The 16,695-nt window shown below is 72.4% G+C and carries 17 protein-coding genes; 15 read left to right on the top strand and 2 right to left on the bottom strand.

All coding sequences use genetic code 11. The annotated features are described in order from the left end of the window. Window positions 1-3 precede the first annotated feature (3 nt). Complete coding sequence (locus AB0873_RS09645) at window positions 4-987, bottom strand: glucosyl-3-phosphoglycerate synthase (protein WP_230689092.1); 984 nt, start codon at window positions 985-987, stop codon at window positions 4-6. A gap of 226 nt (window positions 988-1,213) precedes the next feature. On the opposite strand from AB0873_RS09645, the gene AB0873_RS09640 reads away from it, so the two are divergent. From AB0873_RS09640 to AB0873_RS09615, 6 genes are all read left to right on the top strand, one after another. Further along, complete coding sequence (locus tag AB0873_RS09640) at window positions 1,214-2,224, top strand: Gfo/Idh/MocA family oxidoreductase (protein ID WP_366599313.1); 1,011 nt, start codon at window positions 1,214-1,216, stop codon at window positions 2,222-2,224. Next, window positions 2,217-3,305, top strand: coding sequence for a zinc-binding dehydrogenase (locus AB0873_RS09635; RefSeq protein ID WP_366599234.1), 1,089 nt, complete (start codon window positions 2,217-2,219; stop codon window positions 3,303-3,305). Before AB0873_RS09640 ends, AB0873_RS09635 begins: the two co-directional genes overlap by 8 nt. 170 nt (window positions 3,306-3,475) lie before the next feature. Further along, window positions 3,476-5,767 (top strand): accessory Sec system translocase SecA2, encoded by a 2,292-nt coding sequence (gene secA2, locus AB0873_RS09630; protein WP_366599232.1) that lies wholly within the window; start codon window positions 3,476-3,478, stop codon window positions 5,765-5,767. 189 nt (window positions 5,768-5,956) lie between these two features. Further along, the gene (locus tag AB0873_RS09625; RefSeq protein WP_366599230.1) at window positions 5,957-6,697 is read left to right on the top strand and encodes a GAF and ANTAR domain-containing protein; all 741 of its coding nucleotides are present in this window, start codon (window positions 5,957-5,959) and stop codon (window positions 6,695-6,697) included. 73 nt (window positions 6,698-6,770) lie between these two features. Beyond that, a complete protein-coding gene (locus AB0873_RS09620; protein WP_366599228.1) occupies window positions 6,771-7,271 on the top strand; it encodes a DUF2231 domain-containing protein in 501 nt (166 codons plus the stop codon). A gap of 225 nt (window positions 7,272-7,496) precedes the next feature. After that, entirely contained in the window at window positions 7,497-8,300 is an 804-nt protein-coding gene (locus tag AB0873_RS09615) for an SDR family oxidoreductase (protein WP_366599226.1), read from the top strand. A 48-nt stretch (window positions 8,301-8,348) separates the two neighbouring features. Here AB0873_RS09615 and AB0873_RS09610 read toward each other — a convergent pair whose 3' ends face one another. Further along, the gene (locus AB0873_RS09610) at window positions 8,349-9,302 is read right to left on the bottom strand and encodes a DUF3500 domain-containing protein (RefSeq protein WP_366599224.1); all 954 of its coding nucleotides are present in this window, start codon (window positions 9,300-9,302) and stop codon (window positions 8,349-8,351) included. Window positions 9,303-9,809: 507 nt separating this feature from the next. On the opposite strand from AB0873_RS09610, the gene AB0873_RS09605 reads away from it, so the two are divergent. The 9 genes from AB0873_RS09605 to AB0873_RS09565 all read left to right on the top strand — a co-directional run bounded on the left by AB0873_RS09605 (window position 9,810) and on the right by AB0873_RS09565 (window position 16,530). After that, on the top strand, window positions 9,810-10,421 hold the full coding sequence (locus tag AB0873_RS09605; RefSeq protein ID WP_155332333.1) for a winged helix-turn-helix domain-containing protein: 612 nt from the start codon (window positions 9,810-9,812) through the stop codon (window positions 10,419-10,421). A 62-nt stretch (window positions 10,422-10,483) separates the two neighbouring features. Further along, window positions 10,484-11,128 carry a uridine kinase gene (locus tag AB0873_RS09600; protein WP_366599222.1) on the top strand — a complete coding sequence of 215 codons (645 nt, stop codon included), beginning with the start codon at window positions 10,484-10,486 and terminating at the stop codon, window positions 11,126-11,128. Between the two features lie 199 nt (window positions 11,129-11,327). Next, window positions 11,328-11,726 (top strand): TraR/DksA C4-type zinc finger protein, encoded by a 399-nt coding sequence (locus tag AB0873_RS09595; protein WP_155332331.1) that lies wholly within the window; start codon window positions 11,328-11,330, stop codon window positions 11,724-11,726. Window positions 11,727-11,771: 45 nt separating this feature from the next. After that, window positions 11,772-12,641 (top strand): DUF72 domain-containing protein, encoded by an 870-nt coding sequence (locus AB0873_RS09590; RefSeq protein ID WP_366599220.1) that lies wholly within the window; start codon window positions 11,772-11,774, stop codon window positions 12,639-12,641. 65 nt (window positions 12,642-12,706) lie between these two features. Continuing rightward, window positions 12,707-13,642 (top strand): tyrosine-type recombinase/integrase, encoded by a 936-nt coding sequence (locus AB0873_RS09585; RefSeq protein ID WP_366599218.1) that lies wholly within the window; start codon window positions 12,707-12,709, stop codon window positions 13,640-13,642. After that, complete coding sequence (locus AB0873_RS09580; protein WP_366599216.1) at window positions 13,639-14,229, top strand: hypothetical protein; 591 nt, start codon at window positions 13,639-13,641, stop codon at window positions 14,227-14,229. Before AB0873_RS09585 ends, AB0873_RS09580 begins: the two co-directional genes overlap by 4 nt. Window positions 14,230-14,334: 105 nt before the next feature. Then, complete coding sequence (locus AB0873_RS09575) at window positions 14,335-14,622, top strand: hypothetical protein (protein ID WP_366599214.1); 288 nt, start codon at window positions 14,335-14,337, stop codon at window positions 14,620-14,622. Next, window positions 14,609-14,971 (top strand): hypothetical protein, encoded by a 363-nt coding sequence (locus AB0873_RS09570; RefSeq protein WP_366599212.1) that lies wholly within the window; start codon window positions 14,609-14,611, stop codon window positions 14,969-14,971. The genes AB0873_RS09575 and AB0873_RS09570 overlap by 14 nt, the downstream gene beginning before the upstream one ends. Then, window positions 14,968-16,530, top strand: a complete 1,563-nt coding sequence (locus AB0873_RS09565; protein ID WP_366599210.1) for a hypothetical protein — start codon at window positions 14,968-14,970, stop codon at window positions 16,528-16,530. Before AB0873_RS09570 ends, AB0873_RS09565 begins: the two co-directional genes overlap by 4 nt. Window positions 16,531-16,695: the final 165 nt, after the last annotated feature.

The raw sequence follows: 16,695 nt of genomic DNA, 5'->3' as shown, positions 1-16,695 counted from the left end.
TCGTCACGCCGCCGCCATCCGGCGCCGGGGGACCCGGTGCCGCAACTCGGCCAGGGGCGGACGTTCCTCGATGGACACGTCCGTGACGACGATCTCCCGGTCCAGGTTCGGAAGGGCCTCCGACCCGCCGCGCCGGAACTGGGTGAGCAGCTCCACGGGGAACGCCCCCGGCGCCGCCCACCCCCGGCGCTGGAGCCGGGACCAGGCGGTGAGCAGGATCTGCGCGGACATCCGGCCCAGGGCCGCGGTGTCCTGGTGCCGGTGCTTGCGTTCACCGAGATCGACCTGGGCGAGCGCGTCCAGGCCCACCAGGTCGAGCAGGTCGATGAGCATCGCCGTCTCGACCCCGTACCCGGAGACGAACGGCACCCGCTCCAGCACGTCCCGGCGACCGGCGTACTCACCGGCCAGCGGTTGTACGAAGCCGGCCAGCTCCGGCCAGAACAGGTTCAGCAGGGGGCGGGCCATCAGCTCGGTGACCCGGCCCCCGCCGTCGGCCTCCACACCGGTCTTTCCGACCAGGGGGCGGTGGTAGAAGCCCTTGACGAAGTCGACCGACGGGTCGGTGAGCAGCGGGCCGATCAGCCCGGTCACGAAGTGCGGACGGAACTCCCGCAGGTCGGCGTCGACGAACGCGACCACGTCGCCCTCGGCGGCCGCCAGCCCGGCCCAGAGCGCGTCGCCCTTGCCGGTGAGTCGCGGCAGGCCGCGGGTCATCGCGTCCTGGCTGACCACCTCGGCGCCGGCGGCCCGGGCGACCTGGGCCGTCCGGTCGGTGGACCGGGAGTCGACCACGATGAGCTCGTCGACCAGGGCCACCCGGTCCACGAGGTGCTCCCGGATCGTCGACACGATGGCACCGACCGTGGCCTCTTCGTTGCGGGCGGGCAGCACCACGCTGACCCGGGTGTCTCCCTTGGCGCGCAGCAGGCGCCGCGCCGGCCAGTCGGCGGCCGACGTCGTCCGGTAGGTGGCCCAGGCCTCCACCACCGGTGAGACGATCGTTTCCGAATTCCGCACAGGCACCCCCTGATCGTGGCGGAAAAACCGGTACTGGTTTTCCCACTACCTCCCTCGTGCTAACCGGATCATGCCTAACAGGATGATCACGCAAGTGCTGACGACGCGTTCCCGGGGGATGAACGTTTGATTGCGCCCACCCGGGGGGAGAGCTGGCGCGGGACACTGAAACGTCGTGGAGAGGCGTGATGAGATGCGCACGTGCCGGGTGGGACTGATCGGTGCCGGCGGGGTGGCACAGCGCCACGCCCGCGTGTTGAGCGGGTTCGACGACGCCGAGCTGCTCGGGGTGACCGACGTGGTGCCGTCCGCGGCCGCCGCCCTGGCCGGCACGTACGGCGTCCCGACCTTCACCGGCGTCGCCGACCTGCTGGCCGCCGGCCCGGACGCGGTGTACGTCTGCGTCCCGCCGTTCGCCCACGGGCCGGCGGAGGAGGCGGTGATCGCCGCCGGCGTGCCGATGTTCGTGGAGAAGCCGGTGGCGGTGGATCTCGGCACCGCCGAGCGGATCGCCGCCCTCGTCGCCGAGCGGGGCCTGCTCACCGGCGTCGGGCACCACTGGCGGTACCTGCCGGTCGTCGAGCAGGCCCGGGAGTTGCTCGCCGGACGTCCGGTGCGGATGGTCGCCGGGTCCTGGCTGGACAAGGTGCCCCCGGTGGCCTGGTGGTCGCGGCGCGACCACTCCGGCGGGCCGGTGGTCGAGCAGGCCGCGCACGTGCTGGACCTGGTCCGCGTCCTGGTCGGCGAGGTCACCGAGGTGACCGCGTACGGCAACGGCACGCCGCCGCCGGTCGACGGCGCCGACATCGACTCGGTGACCACCGCCGCGCTGCGCTTCGCCTGCGGCGCCGTCGGCACCCTCACCGCAGCCTGTGTGCTCGGCTGGAAGCACCGGGCCGGCCTGGAGATCCTCGCCGACGGGCTCGCCCTGGCGCTGACCGAGGACGGCCTGGTGGTCCGCGACGCCGACGGCGAGCGGGTGTTCGCCGCCGACCCGGACGCCGCCCGGGTGGCCGTGGACCGCGCGTTCGTGGACGCCGTCCGTGGCGTCGGCGACGACGTGCGCGTCCCGTACGCGGAGGCGCTCGGCACCCAGCGGCTCGCGGTCGCGGTGGCCGACTCCGCCCGCGCCGGCCGGACGGTGCGGCTGACCGCCCCGGACACCACGCCGACCCTGGTGGCCGGGGTGAGCGTCGATGCGTGACCGGATCGTGGCCGTCACCGCCCCCGGGCAGGTGGAACTGGTCGAACAGGACGCCGCCCCCCTGTCGGAGGGCACCTTCCGCGTGGAGACCCTCTACAGCGGCGTCTCCGCCGGCACGGAACTGAGCTTCGTCAAGGCCACCAACCCCTACCTGAACGTGACCTGGAACGCCGACCTCGGCCTGTTCGAGCCCGGTGCGGCGAGCACCCCGTACCCGGTGACCCGGCTCGGCTACATGCAGGTCGGGCGGGTGGTGGAGAGCGCCACCCCGGCCGTCGCCGTCGGCACCGTGGGCGCCATGACGTACGGCCACCGCACCGGCTACGTCGCCGACCCGGTCAAGGAGCGGTTCGTCCCGCTGCCCGACGACCTCGACCCGCTGCTCGGCGTGTACGTCGCCCACATGGGGCCGATCTGCGCCAACGGCATCCTGCACGCCGCCGCCGACGTGCACGGCACCGACGTGCGCTCGCTGGACGACGGGGTGCGCGGCCGGCGCGTCGCGGTGGTGGGCAGCGGCGTGGTGGCGCTGCTCACGGCGCTGTTCGCCAAGCGGCACGGCGCCGCTTCGGTGGTCGTGCTCGACCCGACGCCGCAGCGCCGGGCGGTCGCCGAGGCGCTGGGCCTGGAGACGCTCGACCCCGAGGCGGACGACCCGGCGGTGGTGCTGAAAACCCGGTGGGCGCACACCGCCGGGGACCGGGGCGCCGACGTGGTCTTCCAGTGCCGCGGCCAGGCCTGGGCGATGCAGCTCGCACTGCGCCTGCTCCGCCCGCAGGGCACCGTCATCGACCTGGCCTTCTACCAGGCCGGGGCGGACGCGGTCCGGTTCGGCGAGGAGTTCCACCACAACGGGCTGTCCCTGCGCTGCGCCCAGATCGGCCGGGTGCCCCGGGGGCTCGCCCCCACCTGGGACCGGGAGCGGCTGAGCGCGGAGACGATCGACCTGCTCCGCGCGTACGGCGAGGAGATCCGCAAGCACCTGGTCTCGGCGGTGGTGCCGTTCGACGAGGCGCCGGCGCTGCTGACCGATCTGGCCGACCGCCGCCGCCAGGAACTCCAGGTCGTCTTCACCTGCTGACCGACCCGACCCGCTCCGCTCCGCGATCGTGCACCCTCGGTCGCCGGTTCGGGCGCCGTGCGGCGTGTGCCGGGGCGGTAACCGCACGATCGCGGAGATTCGGGGACGGCGGCGACACCCGGGCGGGCGGGGACCCAAGAGATCGGTCCGGTCGCGTACCGTTGCCGCTCATGGGTGTGTCGCAACGGTTGAAGAGCAGGTTCCGCCGGTTCCTCCAGCGGCCCGGCACGACGGTGGAACTGGGGCCGCTGGAGAAGCTGCTGCCCGCCATCGAGGCGCGCGAGGAGGAGCTGCGGGCGCTCGACGACGCCGCGCTGACCGAGGCCGCCGGCAAGGCCGAGGGCTACGAGGAGATCTGCGCGGTCGGCCGGGAGGCCGCCCGCCGCGGGCTCGACCAGCGGCCGTACGACGTGCAGCTGCTCGGCGCGATGGCGCTGCTGTCCGGCAAGGTCGCCGAGATGGCGACCGGTGAGGGCAAGACCCTGACCGCCACGATCGCCGCATACGGGCACGTCCGGGTGGGCAACGGACCGGTGCACGTGCTCACCGTCAACGACTACCTGGCCCGCCGCGACGCCCAGTGGATGGAGCCGGTCTACACCCTGCTCGGCCTCACCGTCGGCTGGGTCAACGAGGCCTCCACGCCGCAGGAGCGGCGCGACGCCTACGCCTGCGACGTCACCTACGTCTCGGTGAGCGAGGCCGGCTTCGACTACCTGCGCGACCAGCTGGTCACCGACATCGACGACCGGGTGCAGCCGCCGCTGCGCACCGCGATCGTCGACGAGGCCGACTCGATCCTCATCGACGAGGCCCGGGTGCCGATGGTCCTCGCCGGTGCCGTCGCCGGCGAGCAGGACCCGGTGCACACCGCCGCCGCGCTCGTGCGCGGCCTGCGCAAGGGCAAGCACTACACCGTCGCGGAGGACGGCCGCAGTGTCGCCTTCACCGCCGCCGGCCTCGCCGCCGTGGAGGCCAAGCTCGGCATCGACCTGTACCACGAGGAGAACGTCGCCCAGCTCTCGGCGGTCAACGTGGCGCTGCACGCCCACGCCCTGCTGCACCGCGACGTGGACTACATCGTCCGCGACGGCACGGTCGAGCTGATCGACGAGATGCGCGGCCGGGTCGCCCAGCGGCGCCGCTGGCCCGACGGTCTCCAGGCGGCCGTGGAGGCCAAGGAGGGCCTGGACGCCACCGCCGAGGGGGAGGTGCTCGGCACGATCGCCGTCCAGGCGTACATCGGGCTCTACCCGACCGTCTGCGGGATGACCGCCACCGCCGTGCTGGTCGGTGACCAGCTCCGGGAGTTCTTCGGCCTGGAGGTGGCGGTGATCCCGCCGAACACCCCGTGCATCCGCGAGGACGAGTCGGACCGGATCTACGCGACCCGCGCCGAGAAGGAGGAGGCGCTGATCGACGAGATCCGGCGCAACCACGAGCGCGGGCGGCCGGTGCTGGTCGGCACCCTCGACGTCAAGGAGTCCGAGGGGCTGGCCGCCGGCCTGAACGCGGCCGGCGTGCCGTGTGTGGTCCTCAACGCCAAGAATGACGACGAGGAGGCGGCGATCATCGCCGAGGCCGGCGTCTACGGCGCGGTGACCGTCTCCACGCAGATGGCCGGCCGGGGTGTCGACATCCGCCTCGGCGGCAGCGACCAGGCCGACCGGGACCGGGTCGCCGAGCTGGGTGGCCTGTACGTGATGGGCAGCGGCCGGCACGACAGCCGCCGGGTCGACGACCAGCTGCGCGGGCGGGCCGGCCGGCAGGGCGACCCGGGTGGCTCCGTCTTCTTCGTCAGCCTGGAGGACGACCTCGTCGTCCGGCACGCCGGGGACACCGTGCCGGCGTCGCCCCGGATGAACGCCGACGGCCTGGTCACCGACCCGCAGGTCGACTACGCCGTCGAGCACGCCCAGCGGGTCGCCGAGGGCGTCAACCACGAGATCCACCGCAACACGTGGCGCTACAGCGTGGTGGTCGAGCAGCAGCGCAAGGCCCTCGCCGAGCGCCGTGAGCGGCTGCTGACCACCGACGTCGCGGCACTGATGCTGCTGGACAAGGTGCCCGACAAGGCCGGCGAGATGGACGAGGACCTGCTCGCCCGGGTCGCCCGGTCGATCGCCCTCTTCCATCTCGACCGGCTCTGGGCGGAGCACCTCGCCGAGCTGTCCGAGGTCCGCGAGGGCGTGCACCTGCGGGCCCTGGGCCGGCTGGACCCGCTCGACGAGTTCCACCGCGCCGCCGTGCCCGCGTTCAACGACCTGGTGCCGGAGATCGAGCGGCGCACCATCGAGACCTTCACCGAGACCGAGTTCGACGAGACCTGGGTGCCCGACGAGGCCAAGCTGGTCCGGCCGAGCGCCACCTGGACGTACCTGGTCCACGACAACCCGTTCGGCTCGGAGCTGGACCGGCTCATCGCCTCCGTGGGCCGCCGGCTCAGCTCCGGCTCCCGATAGTCGCGCCCTGGGTGCTCTTCCGGTGACGAGTGACACCGGAAGAGCACCCTTTTGCGCCGTTTCGACACCTGGCACCGGGGTAGTAGCCCGGGTCCGGGGAGAGTCGGGAGAGATCAGGACCATGGAACAGGGAACGGCCCCGGTGGGGCGCGCGGTGTCGCGCGCCGTCGCGACGGGGGCGGAAGACCGGTGAACCTCGAGATGCGGGAGCCGGTCGCGGAGACGCTCGGCGTACTGGAGACCGCCGCCCTGCTGCGGGAGCTGACCGCCGGACTGATCGGCGTCGACGACTTCGACGAGGCGCTGAACGTGCTGGTACGGATCGCTTGCGACGCGGTCGCGGGAGTCACCTGGTGCGGGTTCACCGCCCTGCGCGCCGGGGAACCGGCCGGCGTCGCGGCGTCCGACGCCCGGCTCGCCGGTCTGGACGACCTGCGCCACGGCCCGGACTCGCCGGCCATGGAGGCGATCCGGCGGCGGGAGATGGTGGTCTCCGAACACCTGGGCCGCGAGTCGCGCTGGCCGGACTGGACGGCGCGGGCCCGTGAGCTCGGCGTGCGCGGGGTGATCTCGGCCCAGGTCGACGTGGACGAGCAGGTGATCGGCTCGCTGAACCTCTACGCCGGCGCCACCGACGCGCTCACCCCCCGGCACCAGCTCATCGCCATGCTGATCGCCGAGCACGCGGGGCTGCTGCTCGCCGCCGTACGCGACCGGGCCCGCTCGGCCGCCGAGGCCGGCCAGTTGGACGCCACCGTGCTCGGCGACGGGGTCGTCGGCCAGGCGATCGGCGTGATCATGACCCAGCGGGGCTGCCGGGCCGAGGAGGCCCTGGGGGTGTTGCGCAGCGCCGCCACCTCGCTCGCGATCCCGCTGCGCGAGGTCGCCGAGCGGCTGGTGAGCACGGTCTCCCGCCCCCGGGAGAGCTGACCGCGTCGTTTCGCCCCGGGTGCGCCCGGGTAGCACCCTTGACTGGTGACGTGACGCGACCTGGGGAGAAGCGATGCAGAGCCGGCTGCGGGTGCAGGGGCACCCGATCCAACCGATGCTGGTGACGTTCCCGTTCGGGCTCTTCGTGAGCGCGACGGTGTTCGACCTGACCGACGTGATCGGGGGGCCGGCGTTCCTCGGTGAGGTGGGGTACTGGACGGCCGTGGCGGCGCTCGTCGCCGCCGCGCTGGCCACCGTCGCCGGCATGATCGACCTGTGGGACGTGCCGGGCGGGGGCACGCGCCGGACGGCCGCGACGTTCAACCTGGTCAACGCGGCGATGGCCGGCCTGTTCCTGATCGCCTGCCTGATCCGGGCGGACGCGCCGCAGCGGGGTGCCAGCGTCGTACTGCTCCTCACCGAGCTGGTCGCCCTCACCGTGGGTGGGTACGGCGTCTACCTGGGGGCTCGCCTGATCCGCCAGTTCGACGCCGGCCGTGCCGAGGCCACCACTCTCGACGCCCTGCACGGCGTCACCGGCTCCACCGTGGAGATCGTCCGTCCGCGGCCGTAGGCGGAATGGTCCGGGCACATCCGGACACCGCGATGCCGGCGGCACGGAGCCGGTCACCTGATCGGGTGGACGGACCGACGAACTTTGCCATGGCACCTGTCGGCTTCCAGGGATTCGGAGATCGTACGAGCCGGAGCCGAAGCCGGAGCCGGAACCGGAACCGGAGCGTTTGACTCCGTCTGAACCAACGGCAGGGGCGCCACCCTCGGCACGAGAAGGAGTGTCATGGCTAGGACCATTCTCATCACTGGTGCTGGCTCTGGCTTCGGAGAGGGCGCCGCCATCGGCCTGGCCAACGCCGGCCACGACGTCATCGCGACCGCTCAGATATCGCCACAGGTCGCCCAGCTACGGGACAAGGCCGAGGAGCTCAACCTCCAGAATCTGCGGGTCGAGAAACTCGATCTGCACGATCCCTATGACGTGGCGTACGCCCACACCTGGGACATCGACGTCCTGGTCAACAACGCTGCCGTCGGAGAGTGTGGACCGATCTCAGAAATTCCCCTGGACCTGGTCCGGCGTACCTTCGAGACCATCGTGTTCAAACCACTGGCCCTGACCCAGGGCTTCGTCAAGCGCTGGGTCGCTGAGAAAAAGGCCGCGAAGATCGTCTTCACCTCGTCGATGGGAGGCCTGTTCACCCCTCCCGGTTACGGGGCCTACACCTCGTCGAAGCACGCTCTCGAAGGCATTGCCGAGGCACTGCGTCAGGAGTTGGAGCCCTTCGGCATCAAGGTCCAGACGATCAACCCGGGTCCCTACCTCACCGGATTCAACGAGACGATGGCCGACACGCCGTTCCGCTGGCTCGACGACTCGAAGAACTTCACGAAGCGTGCGGACATGCGGGCGTTGTTCGACAGCATGCTCGGGAAACCGGAGGGCCGGCTCGACCCAGCGGAGCTCATCGACGCGATGGTCAGGATCGTGCCCTCGGATGAGGGAAAGTTCCGCAACGTGATCCCCCGGTCCGTCGAGGAGTTGGTGAAGAAGGATCAGGCCGAGAGGTGGCAGGCGCGCATCTGACCCGAGACACTCCAGCGGGTCATCCAGCGGGCGGGCACGGAACGACGCTTACGCCTGGTGAGCGTCGCCGTGGTGGGCGGCCAGGACGTCCTCGCCGAAGTCGCTCGCCGGGCGGCGGAGCACGGTGTGGGCGTGGTTGCCGTCGTCGGTGGTGTTGTCGTACTCGATCAGCAGGTCGTCGCCCTGCACCCGGTAGTAGTGGCGCTGCCCCGGACGGGTGGGCCCAGCCCACGCGAAGTGCAGCGGTGTGCCGGCGAGGCGGCGCGCCTCCCGGATCGCCAGCTCCGGCGGGAGCCGGTCCAGGTAGAGGGCGACGAGTTGGTCGAGCAGGGCCCGGCCGGTGGGACCGAGCCGGTCGGCCGGCACGCCGAGCGGCCCGACCGGGGCGTCGACCCGGGGCCGGGTGGCGCTGACGATGTCGGCGGGCGCCTCGTCGGCGACGATCGCCGCGGCCCGGCCGGCGGGGCCGATCGCGTCCAGGAGGGCCCGGCCGAGGTCCTCCTCGGGACCGAGGGGACGTGACACCGGGTGGCCGGCCCACCGGACGGCGGCCGGGTTCGCGCCGAAGAAGACGGGTGCGGGGGAGACCTGGTCGTCCACCACGGTCATGCTGACCGACAGGTGGTGCCCCTCGACCCGCCACGCCCACGCGTCGTCGCGGGCCGGGTCGCCGAAGACGGCCACCCAGTAGTCGTCGCTGTGCCGCCCGCGCCGCCACCCCTCGGCCCGGTCGAGCACCTCCTCGAGCGCGATGATCGCCATCGCCTGCGCGTACGCCGGCGGGCTCAGCGCCGTCGCCAGCAGCCGGTGGGCGGCCTTGCGGGCGGTGCGGTCGAGGTCGGCGAGGCACACGCCGGGCCGGGGGCGCGGCCGGTACTCCAGCCAGCGCCGCGCCGCGACGTCGTCGAACCGGTGCGCCGCGCCGCCCCGGGCGGGCCCGTCCAGGGCGGCGAGCAGCGCCGTGCCGGCGGTGCGCATCTGCTCGGGCAGCGGATCCTCCACCGCCCCTGTATACCGGGCGGCGCGGGCGCCCGCCGGCCGACCGGGCGACCCGTCCGGCCCGGCAGGTGCCCCTGCGAAGGATGGGATGCCGCCTCCCCGACGGGGCGCGCGTCCTCGTCGCTCACAGCTACTGAATCGTTCGGAAACCTAACCGGTCCGAGCCGTGCCTCGGCCCGTCGCGGTTGTCACACCCCCGGTACGCGGAGCGTCCAAATGGGAGCGCAACCAGGCCTCCGACCTCGGCATGAATCACGTTCGTCAACCACGCTCCGTGACCGCCTCCGGCGAATGTGAACCGGGTGGGCACCCCCCGTATCGGGTCATCTCGGCGACTCTGCTGTAATCATCAGGCCTCGTACGCAGAGCGAGCATTCGGCTCCGATGTGTTCGTCAATTGTCACATTCATGCAACGCAGCCGCCCCTTGACCCCCGCACGGGCGCCGGGAAGCATCGATGAAGCGGCGTCCCGGGCCGTGGGGATATACCCGGACCAGCCAAGGAGGACCATGTCGGTCAGCCCTGCTTCGTCGCGCGCCGGATGGCATACGTCCCAGCCGGCTGTTCCCGGTCGACCCCCGGGTGGCCAGCGCCGTCCCGCGAACACAGCCGCGCCGGTGCTCACGGTGACCCTGTCGATCCCGCTGGCCAACGAGGAGGCGCTCACACCACCGGCACGCCGGCTGCTGGAGGCCGCGCGGGAGCTGCTGGAGCGGGGCGAGGGCACCATCACCGCCGCCGGTTCCAACGGCGTCGAGCGCCGGCCCGACCCGGTCCCCGCCGGCCGGTCCCCGGGCCGCCAGCTCGCCCCGACCATCCCCACCCTGCACATCCTCGCCTCGTCCCGGTCGGTGCTGCGTGACGGCGAGCCCCTGCCGCTGACCCGCCTGGAGTTCGACCTGCTGCTGCACCTGGTCGCCCACCCCCGCCGGGTCTTCACGCGGCTCCAGCTGCTCAACGCCGTCTGGGGTTACGAGCACGCCGGCGTACGCACGGTGGACGTGCACGTCCGCCGGCTGCGCGGCAAGGTCGGCGTGGACGTCCCGCTGGTCACCACCGTCTACGGCGTCGGCTACCGGCTCGCCGACGACGCCCGGGTCACCATCGACCGCAGCGGCTGAGCGACCGTCCGGCCCGCGCCGCCCCCCGGCGCCGCGGCGGCCGACCGGGCACGATGGTCGGCGTGCGTGTCCGTCCGATCTCGCCCGAGCATCTCGTCACCGAGCTGGCCGACCGGCTCGCCGGCACTACCACGGCCGCCGGCCGGTTGCGGGTGGCCGTCGACGGCCCGCCGGCGGCCGATCCCGACGCCCTGGCCGGTGCGCTGGTCGACCCGCTGCGCGCCCGGGGCCGTCCGGTGCTGCACGTGCGGGCGGCGGACTTCCTGCGGCCGGCCTCGGTGCGACTCGAACAGGGCCGCACCAACCCCGACGCGTACTACGAGGGCTGGGTCGACGAGGCCGGGCTGCGCCGGGAGGTGCTCGACCCGGCCGGCCCGGACGGGTCGGGGCGGGTCCTGCCCTCGCTGTGGGACGCCGACGTCGACCGCGCCAGCCGCGCCGGGTACGTCGAACTGCCCGAGCGCGGCGTCGTCCTCGTCAGCGGGTCGCTGCTGCTCGGCGGTGGCCTGCCCTTCGACGTCACCGTGCACCTGGCGCTCTCCCCGGCCGCCCTGGACCGGCGCACCGGCCCGGAGCAGCGGTGGACGCTGCCGGCGTTCGCCCGCTACGCCGACGAGGTGGCCCCGGCCACGTTCGCCGACGTGGTCGTCCGGGTCGACGACCCCCGCCACCCCGCGCTGGTCGACGTGGCGGCGGGGCCGGTCTGAACGGCGCCGGCCCGGCGGACGCCGGGCCCGGAACGTCACGAACCGGCCCGGAGATCCGGCGAAGTCGCCGGTTTGATCCACCGGACCCCGGGGTATTCGCCCGGCTCACAGAGCACGGGTGATCCGCCCGCGCGGGCGACGACCATGCCGGGGCCGGTGGCCCCGGTGGACCGTGAGTTTCGGAGAAAGGCAGGCAGCGATGCTCGTCCACGACACGGTCGGCACGGGCCGATCCCAGGCGGAGGTCGACCAGATCCGGCAGTCCCTCCGGGCCCGCTACGACGAGCTCACGGCGGAGTACGAGCAGGCCGTGCTGGACAGCCAGGTCCTGCGCCTGGTCGAGGTGGGCGACACCGCGGGCGACGACCAGGCCGACAGCGGCACCAAGACGGCGGAGCGGGACACCGCGCAGTCGCTGCTGCGGACCATCCTGGACCGTCGGGCCCAGTACGAGCACGCCCTCACCCGGCTGGACGAGGGCACCTACGGGTTCTGCGAGGGCTGCTCGGCCCCGATCCCGGTGGAGCGGCTGGAGATCTTCCCCTCGGCCACGACCTGCGTGACGTGCAAGCAGACCCGGGAGCGCCGGGCGGCCTGACCTGCGGGTGTTGCCGGTCGGTCCCGGGCGCGGTGGACTGCACCCATGGGTGACATCAAGGTGGGCACCGCCTCCTGGACCGACCGTACGCTGCTGGACTCCGGCTGGTACCCGCAGACCGCGGACACCCCGGAGAAGCGCCTGGCGTACTACGCCAAGCAGTTCCCGCTCGTCGAGGTGGACGCCACCTACTACTCGCCCCCGGCCGAGCGGACCGCCCGGCTGTGGGCCGAGCGCACCCCGGCCGGCTTCACCTTCAACGTCAAGGCGTTCAGCCTGCTCACCGGCCACCCGACGAAGGTCAGCTCGCTCTACAAGGACCTGCGGCCGGAGACGGAGAAGCGGAACGTCTACCCGGACGACCTCGCGCCGCAGGCGTACGAGGAGGTCTGGACGCGCTTCCTCAGCGCCCTGGACCCGCTGGTCGAGGCGGGCAAGCTCGGCGCGCTGCTGTTCCAGTTCCCGCCCTGGTTCACCATCAAGCGGGACAACAAGCAGTACCTGCGCGAGGTGGCGGCGCGCTGCGCGCCCCTGCGCCCGGTCTTCGAGTTCCGGCACGCCTCCTGGTTCGACGGTGCCAACGCCGACGAGACCCTCGCCTTCCTGCGCGGGCACCGGCTGCCGTTCGTGTGCGTGGACATGCCGCAGGGGCACCGCTCGTCGGTGCCCCCGGTGCTCGCCGCCACCGCGGACCTCGCGGTGGTGCGCTTCCACGGGCACAGCGACAAGTGGACCAGCACCGACATCCACGAGAAGTTCGGTTACCGCTACTCCGACCGGGAGCTGCGCGACTGGGCGCCGAAGCTGCGTGAACTGGCCGGTGAGACCGAACGGACGCACGTCCTCATGAACAACTGCTACCGGGACTTTGCCCAGACCAACGCTAGTACGCTGCAAGGCCTACTGAGCAGCTAAAACGCTGATCGTTCGGCCGAACTGCCCACTAGCATGACGCTCCTAGTTCCGATAACGTACGCCCCATGACGTCACCAACGCAACATCCGCACCAGGATTTCGCGCTGCTCGGCGAGTCGTGGGAGCTGTCCCTGAACGCCGACGGGTACGCCGCCAACACACTGCGGGCGTACCCCAACGCGCTGCGGCAGCTGGCCGTGTGGCTGGCCGCCAGCCACCCCGGCGTCGGGCCGCTCGACGTCACCCGCGACCAGATCCGGGCGTGGATCGTCCACGTGCGCGACTCCAGCTCGACCGGCACCGCTCGGTCCTGGTTCGCCGGCGTCCGGCACTTCTTCCGCTGGCTGGTCGCCGAGGGCGAGACGGACCGCGACCCCACCGAGGGCATCCGGACGCCACCGCCGAACCAGCCGACCACGCCGGTGCTGCCGCTCGACGACGTGCGCGCGCTGCTGGGCACGTGCACCGGGAAGGACTTCACCGACCGGCGCGACGCCGCGATCATCTACGTGTTCCTCGACGGCGGGCTGCGCCTGGCCGAGGTGACCGGGTTGGCCGTCGACGACGTGCACCTCCGTGAGCGCGCCCTCGTCGTTCGCGGCAAGGGCAGCAACCGATCCGGGCCGCGGATCCGGCACGCGACCCTCAGCGTCAAGGGCACGCAGTCCCTCGACCGGTACCTACGCGAGCGGCGCCGGCACCCGCACGCCGAGCGGCCCGCGCTGTGGCTCGGCGCCCGCGGCCGGACCGAACTGTCCGCCGACGGCGTCGAGCGCGTGCTGCACCGCCGGGCGGCCGAGGCCGGCATCGGGCCGATTCACCCGCACGTGCTACGGCACACGTGGGCGTCGCAGGCCCGCGCGGCCGGGCTGTCCGAAGGCGACCTCATGGTGCTCGGCGGGTGGCGGTCGCGGCAGATGCTCGACCGGTACGGCGCGGCCGTCGCCGGCGAGCGTGCGGCCGAGGCGTACCGGCGCCTGGCGTTGGGAGATCGGCTGTGAGCTGGGCCGATGACGAGGAGTACCGGCGCTCACTGCGGCAGCCCGAGGACGAAGAGCTGGCCGAGGTGGCCGAGTATCGGCGAGCGAAGGGGGTCCGGTTCGTGGCGGACGTGACTGAGGACCTGCCAGCGCCGAACAACTCGGCGGCCCGGGACGCGCTCGAACCGATTCTGAGGATGAGGAAGGGGCTGGCCCGCACCCGCGTGCTGGACGTGGTGTGCCGGAGGGACCACCGTCTCGCCGAGGTCCTGCGTACTGCGAACGGCCTCGTCGTCCGCGGTGACGGCCCCGCCACCCAGCTCCAGGTCGAGCGGGTGGGGGGCGACTCGATCCCGGACCCCGACGGCGGCGGCTGGATGTCCAGCAGTTGGTCATACGACTGGCAGAAGACCGTCCGGGCGAGCCGGGCACGACAAATCTGCCTGTTCCTCGACGATCTGCTGGGTCGCACACAGTACGAGGGCCAGCGCGAGTACGTGGTCGCCCGGATCGTTGTGGTGCAATGCCGCTGCCGCGCGGCGCGGATTTCGGGGGAGTGGCTGAACGAGCAGATCGAGGCAGGGCGCCGTCGAGTGGTGTTCGAATAGCGTTCGAACGTCGTGCTAGATTGAAGATCCACGCTCGCGCACCCGGGAACTGCTGCGCGTTGTCGGATTGGGGCACCGGCCAGGACCGAAGAGGTCAGGTCAACTGTGCCCAGAGGACATTCTCGTCTCACCCCTGAGCAGCGGCGCATCCGAGCGCAGATCGCCGCCAACACCCGCTGGTCGAAGGAGGATCCGACCGCTGCTGCCGAGAAGGCGCAGGCCGGTCTCCTGGAGAAGTTCCGCCGTGAGGTAGACCCGAACAACGAGCTGCCCGAAGCCGAGCGTGAGCGTCGCGCCCAGGCGGCCCGGCGCGCCCACATGCAGCGCCTTGCCCTCGCCTCGTCGAAGGTGCGGGCCGCCAAGCGGGGTGGCGGTGACAGTGCAGCCGCATGAAGAAGCCCCCCGACCGGGCGGATCGGGGGGCCAGGAGACGGCCGGCGAGCACGTCACGACCACGGTACAGCAGCCCGACGCCACGGTCACGCGCCGCGGCGGCGACCCGGTCATCACCCGCCGGCGCAACGCCCGGGCCGTCGACGACTTCCTCGATCAGATGGGGTTCAGGCTCACCCCGGCCGACGTCCTCAGCCTGACCGTCCCGCCGCCCCTGCCCGACGTTGCAGCGTGCGGCGGACCGCACGCTGGCCCGTGCGACCACTGGCGCACCTGCACCGGCATGAGCCTAACCGTCGCCGAGCGGGACGCAGCCGGCGCCCAGCACCCATGGCGGCTGGTCGCGTGATCGACGCCCTGGCGATGGCCGCCCGGTACGCCCGGGACGGCTGGTCCGACGACGACGCCGCAGCGAAATTCGGCGTCGACGTCGGCCAGCTGCGCCGGCACCTCGCTGCGACGGTTGACGCCGCAGCGAGCACCGGGCAGGCAGGCGCCGCCCCCCAGCACAACGGCCACCGCCACGGAGACGCCGTCGCAACCGTGCTCGGAGAGGCCACGGTTGACGAAGAGCGGCACGCCCCCGCTGAGCTGTCGGTGGTGGCGACGCTGCCGGACGCATTCTGGTCAGCCCGGCCGCTCTTCGCCACCATTCGGCAGGCTGCCCACGCTGTGGGTCGCGGCGCGGACGGCGTGCTCGGCGCAGTCCTCGCCCGGGCCGCCGCCATGGCCAGCCATGAGCTGCGGTTCGACTTCGGGCTGGGGCCGGGCAGCCTGAACCTGTTCGTCAGCCTCGTCTCGCCGTCCGGCGGCGGCAAGTCCAGCTCCGCCGCCGTGGCCCGCCGACTCATTCGCACGCCGGCGTACCTGACGCCGGAGAGCTTCCCGGACGGCATCGGGATCGGCACCGGCGAGGGCCTGGCCGAGATCTACATGGGCATGGTCGAGCGGGAGACCGGCGAGATTCACAAGCGCGGTCCGCGCAAGGGCGATCCGGTGACGGAGAAGGTTCGTACGCAGGTGCGGCACAACGCGTTCTTCTTCATCGACGAGGGCGAGACGCTGTCGAAGATGATGCGGGAGCGTCAGGGCACCACGATCGGCGCCGCGATCCGGACCGCGTGGGTGGGGGACGCGCTCGGCCAGGCCAACGCACGGCAGGAGACGACCCGGTTCGTGCTCGCCGGCTCGTACTCGATGGGCATGGTGGTCGGGTATCAGCCGGAGGTCGCCCAGGCGCTGCTGGCCGACAGCGGGCCGGGCACGCCGCAGCGGTTCCTGTGGCTGGCCACCGTCGATCCGAGCATTCCGGACGACTGGCCCGACCAGCCTGAGCCGCTGAGCCTGCCGCTCGCGGACGTCTTCGGCCGGCCGGCCACGGGCACGATCGGCTGCCCGAAGGAGCTGCGCGCCGAGCTGCGTCGTGACGTGACGCTGTTCAACCGCGGCAGGATCGCGCGGACCGCGCTCGACGCCCACGTGGTGCTGATGCGTTGCAAGCTGGCCGCGCTGCTCGCGGTCCTGGACGACAGGATGCGGGCCACCGCCGAGGACTGGGAGCTGAGCGGGATCATCTGGGCGGCCTCGTGCGCGGTGCGGGACCGCCTCGTCGAGATCGGCCGGGAGCGGGCCGCCGAGGACGCCCAGCGCCGCCGGCAGGACTACGTCGAGCGGGAAGAGCTCGCGCACCTGGCCCGGGAGATGGCCCCGGCGAAGGTGGAGCGGGTGGCCCGGTTGTTGGCAGCGTGGATCCACGACGACGGCGCGGCGACCGTTGGCGCAGCCCGGCGCAAGCTGGCCAGCCGCGACCGGCCGCTGCTCGATGCCGCGCTCTCGCTCGCCCTCGCCAGGGGGCTGCTCGTGCAGGACGGCAGCGTACTGATGCCCGGCGATGCGAGGCCGGCATGAGTGCGGCGTGGACGGGCGGACGGATGTGGACATGTGGACGTGTCCACATGTCCCCCCGGTATTCCTATCTTGAAAGTCACCCCGTTCCCTTCTCTTCTCTATCTATATATGCAGGTCAGCGGGCAAATGTGGGTGTGGCTGCCTGCCTACTATTCGTCACTCCTT

Source organism: Micromonospora sp. NPDC047707 (assembly GCF_040704235.1).
In the GTDB taxonomy this organism is placed as follows: Bacteria; Actinomycetota; Actinomycetes; order Mycobacteriales; family Micromonosporaceae; genus Micromonospora.
The sequence above is the reverse complement of the archived record's forward strand: the minus strand, read 5'-3'. Positions and strand labels throughout refer to the sequence as shown.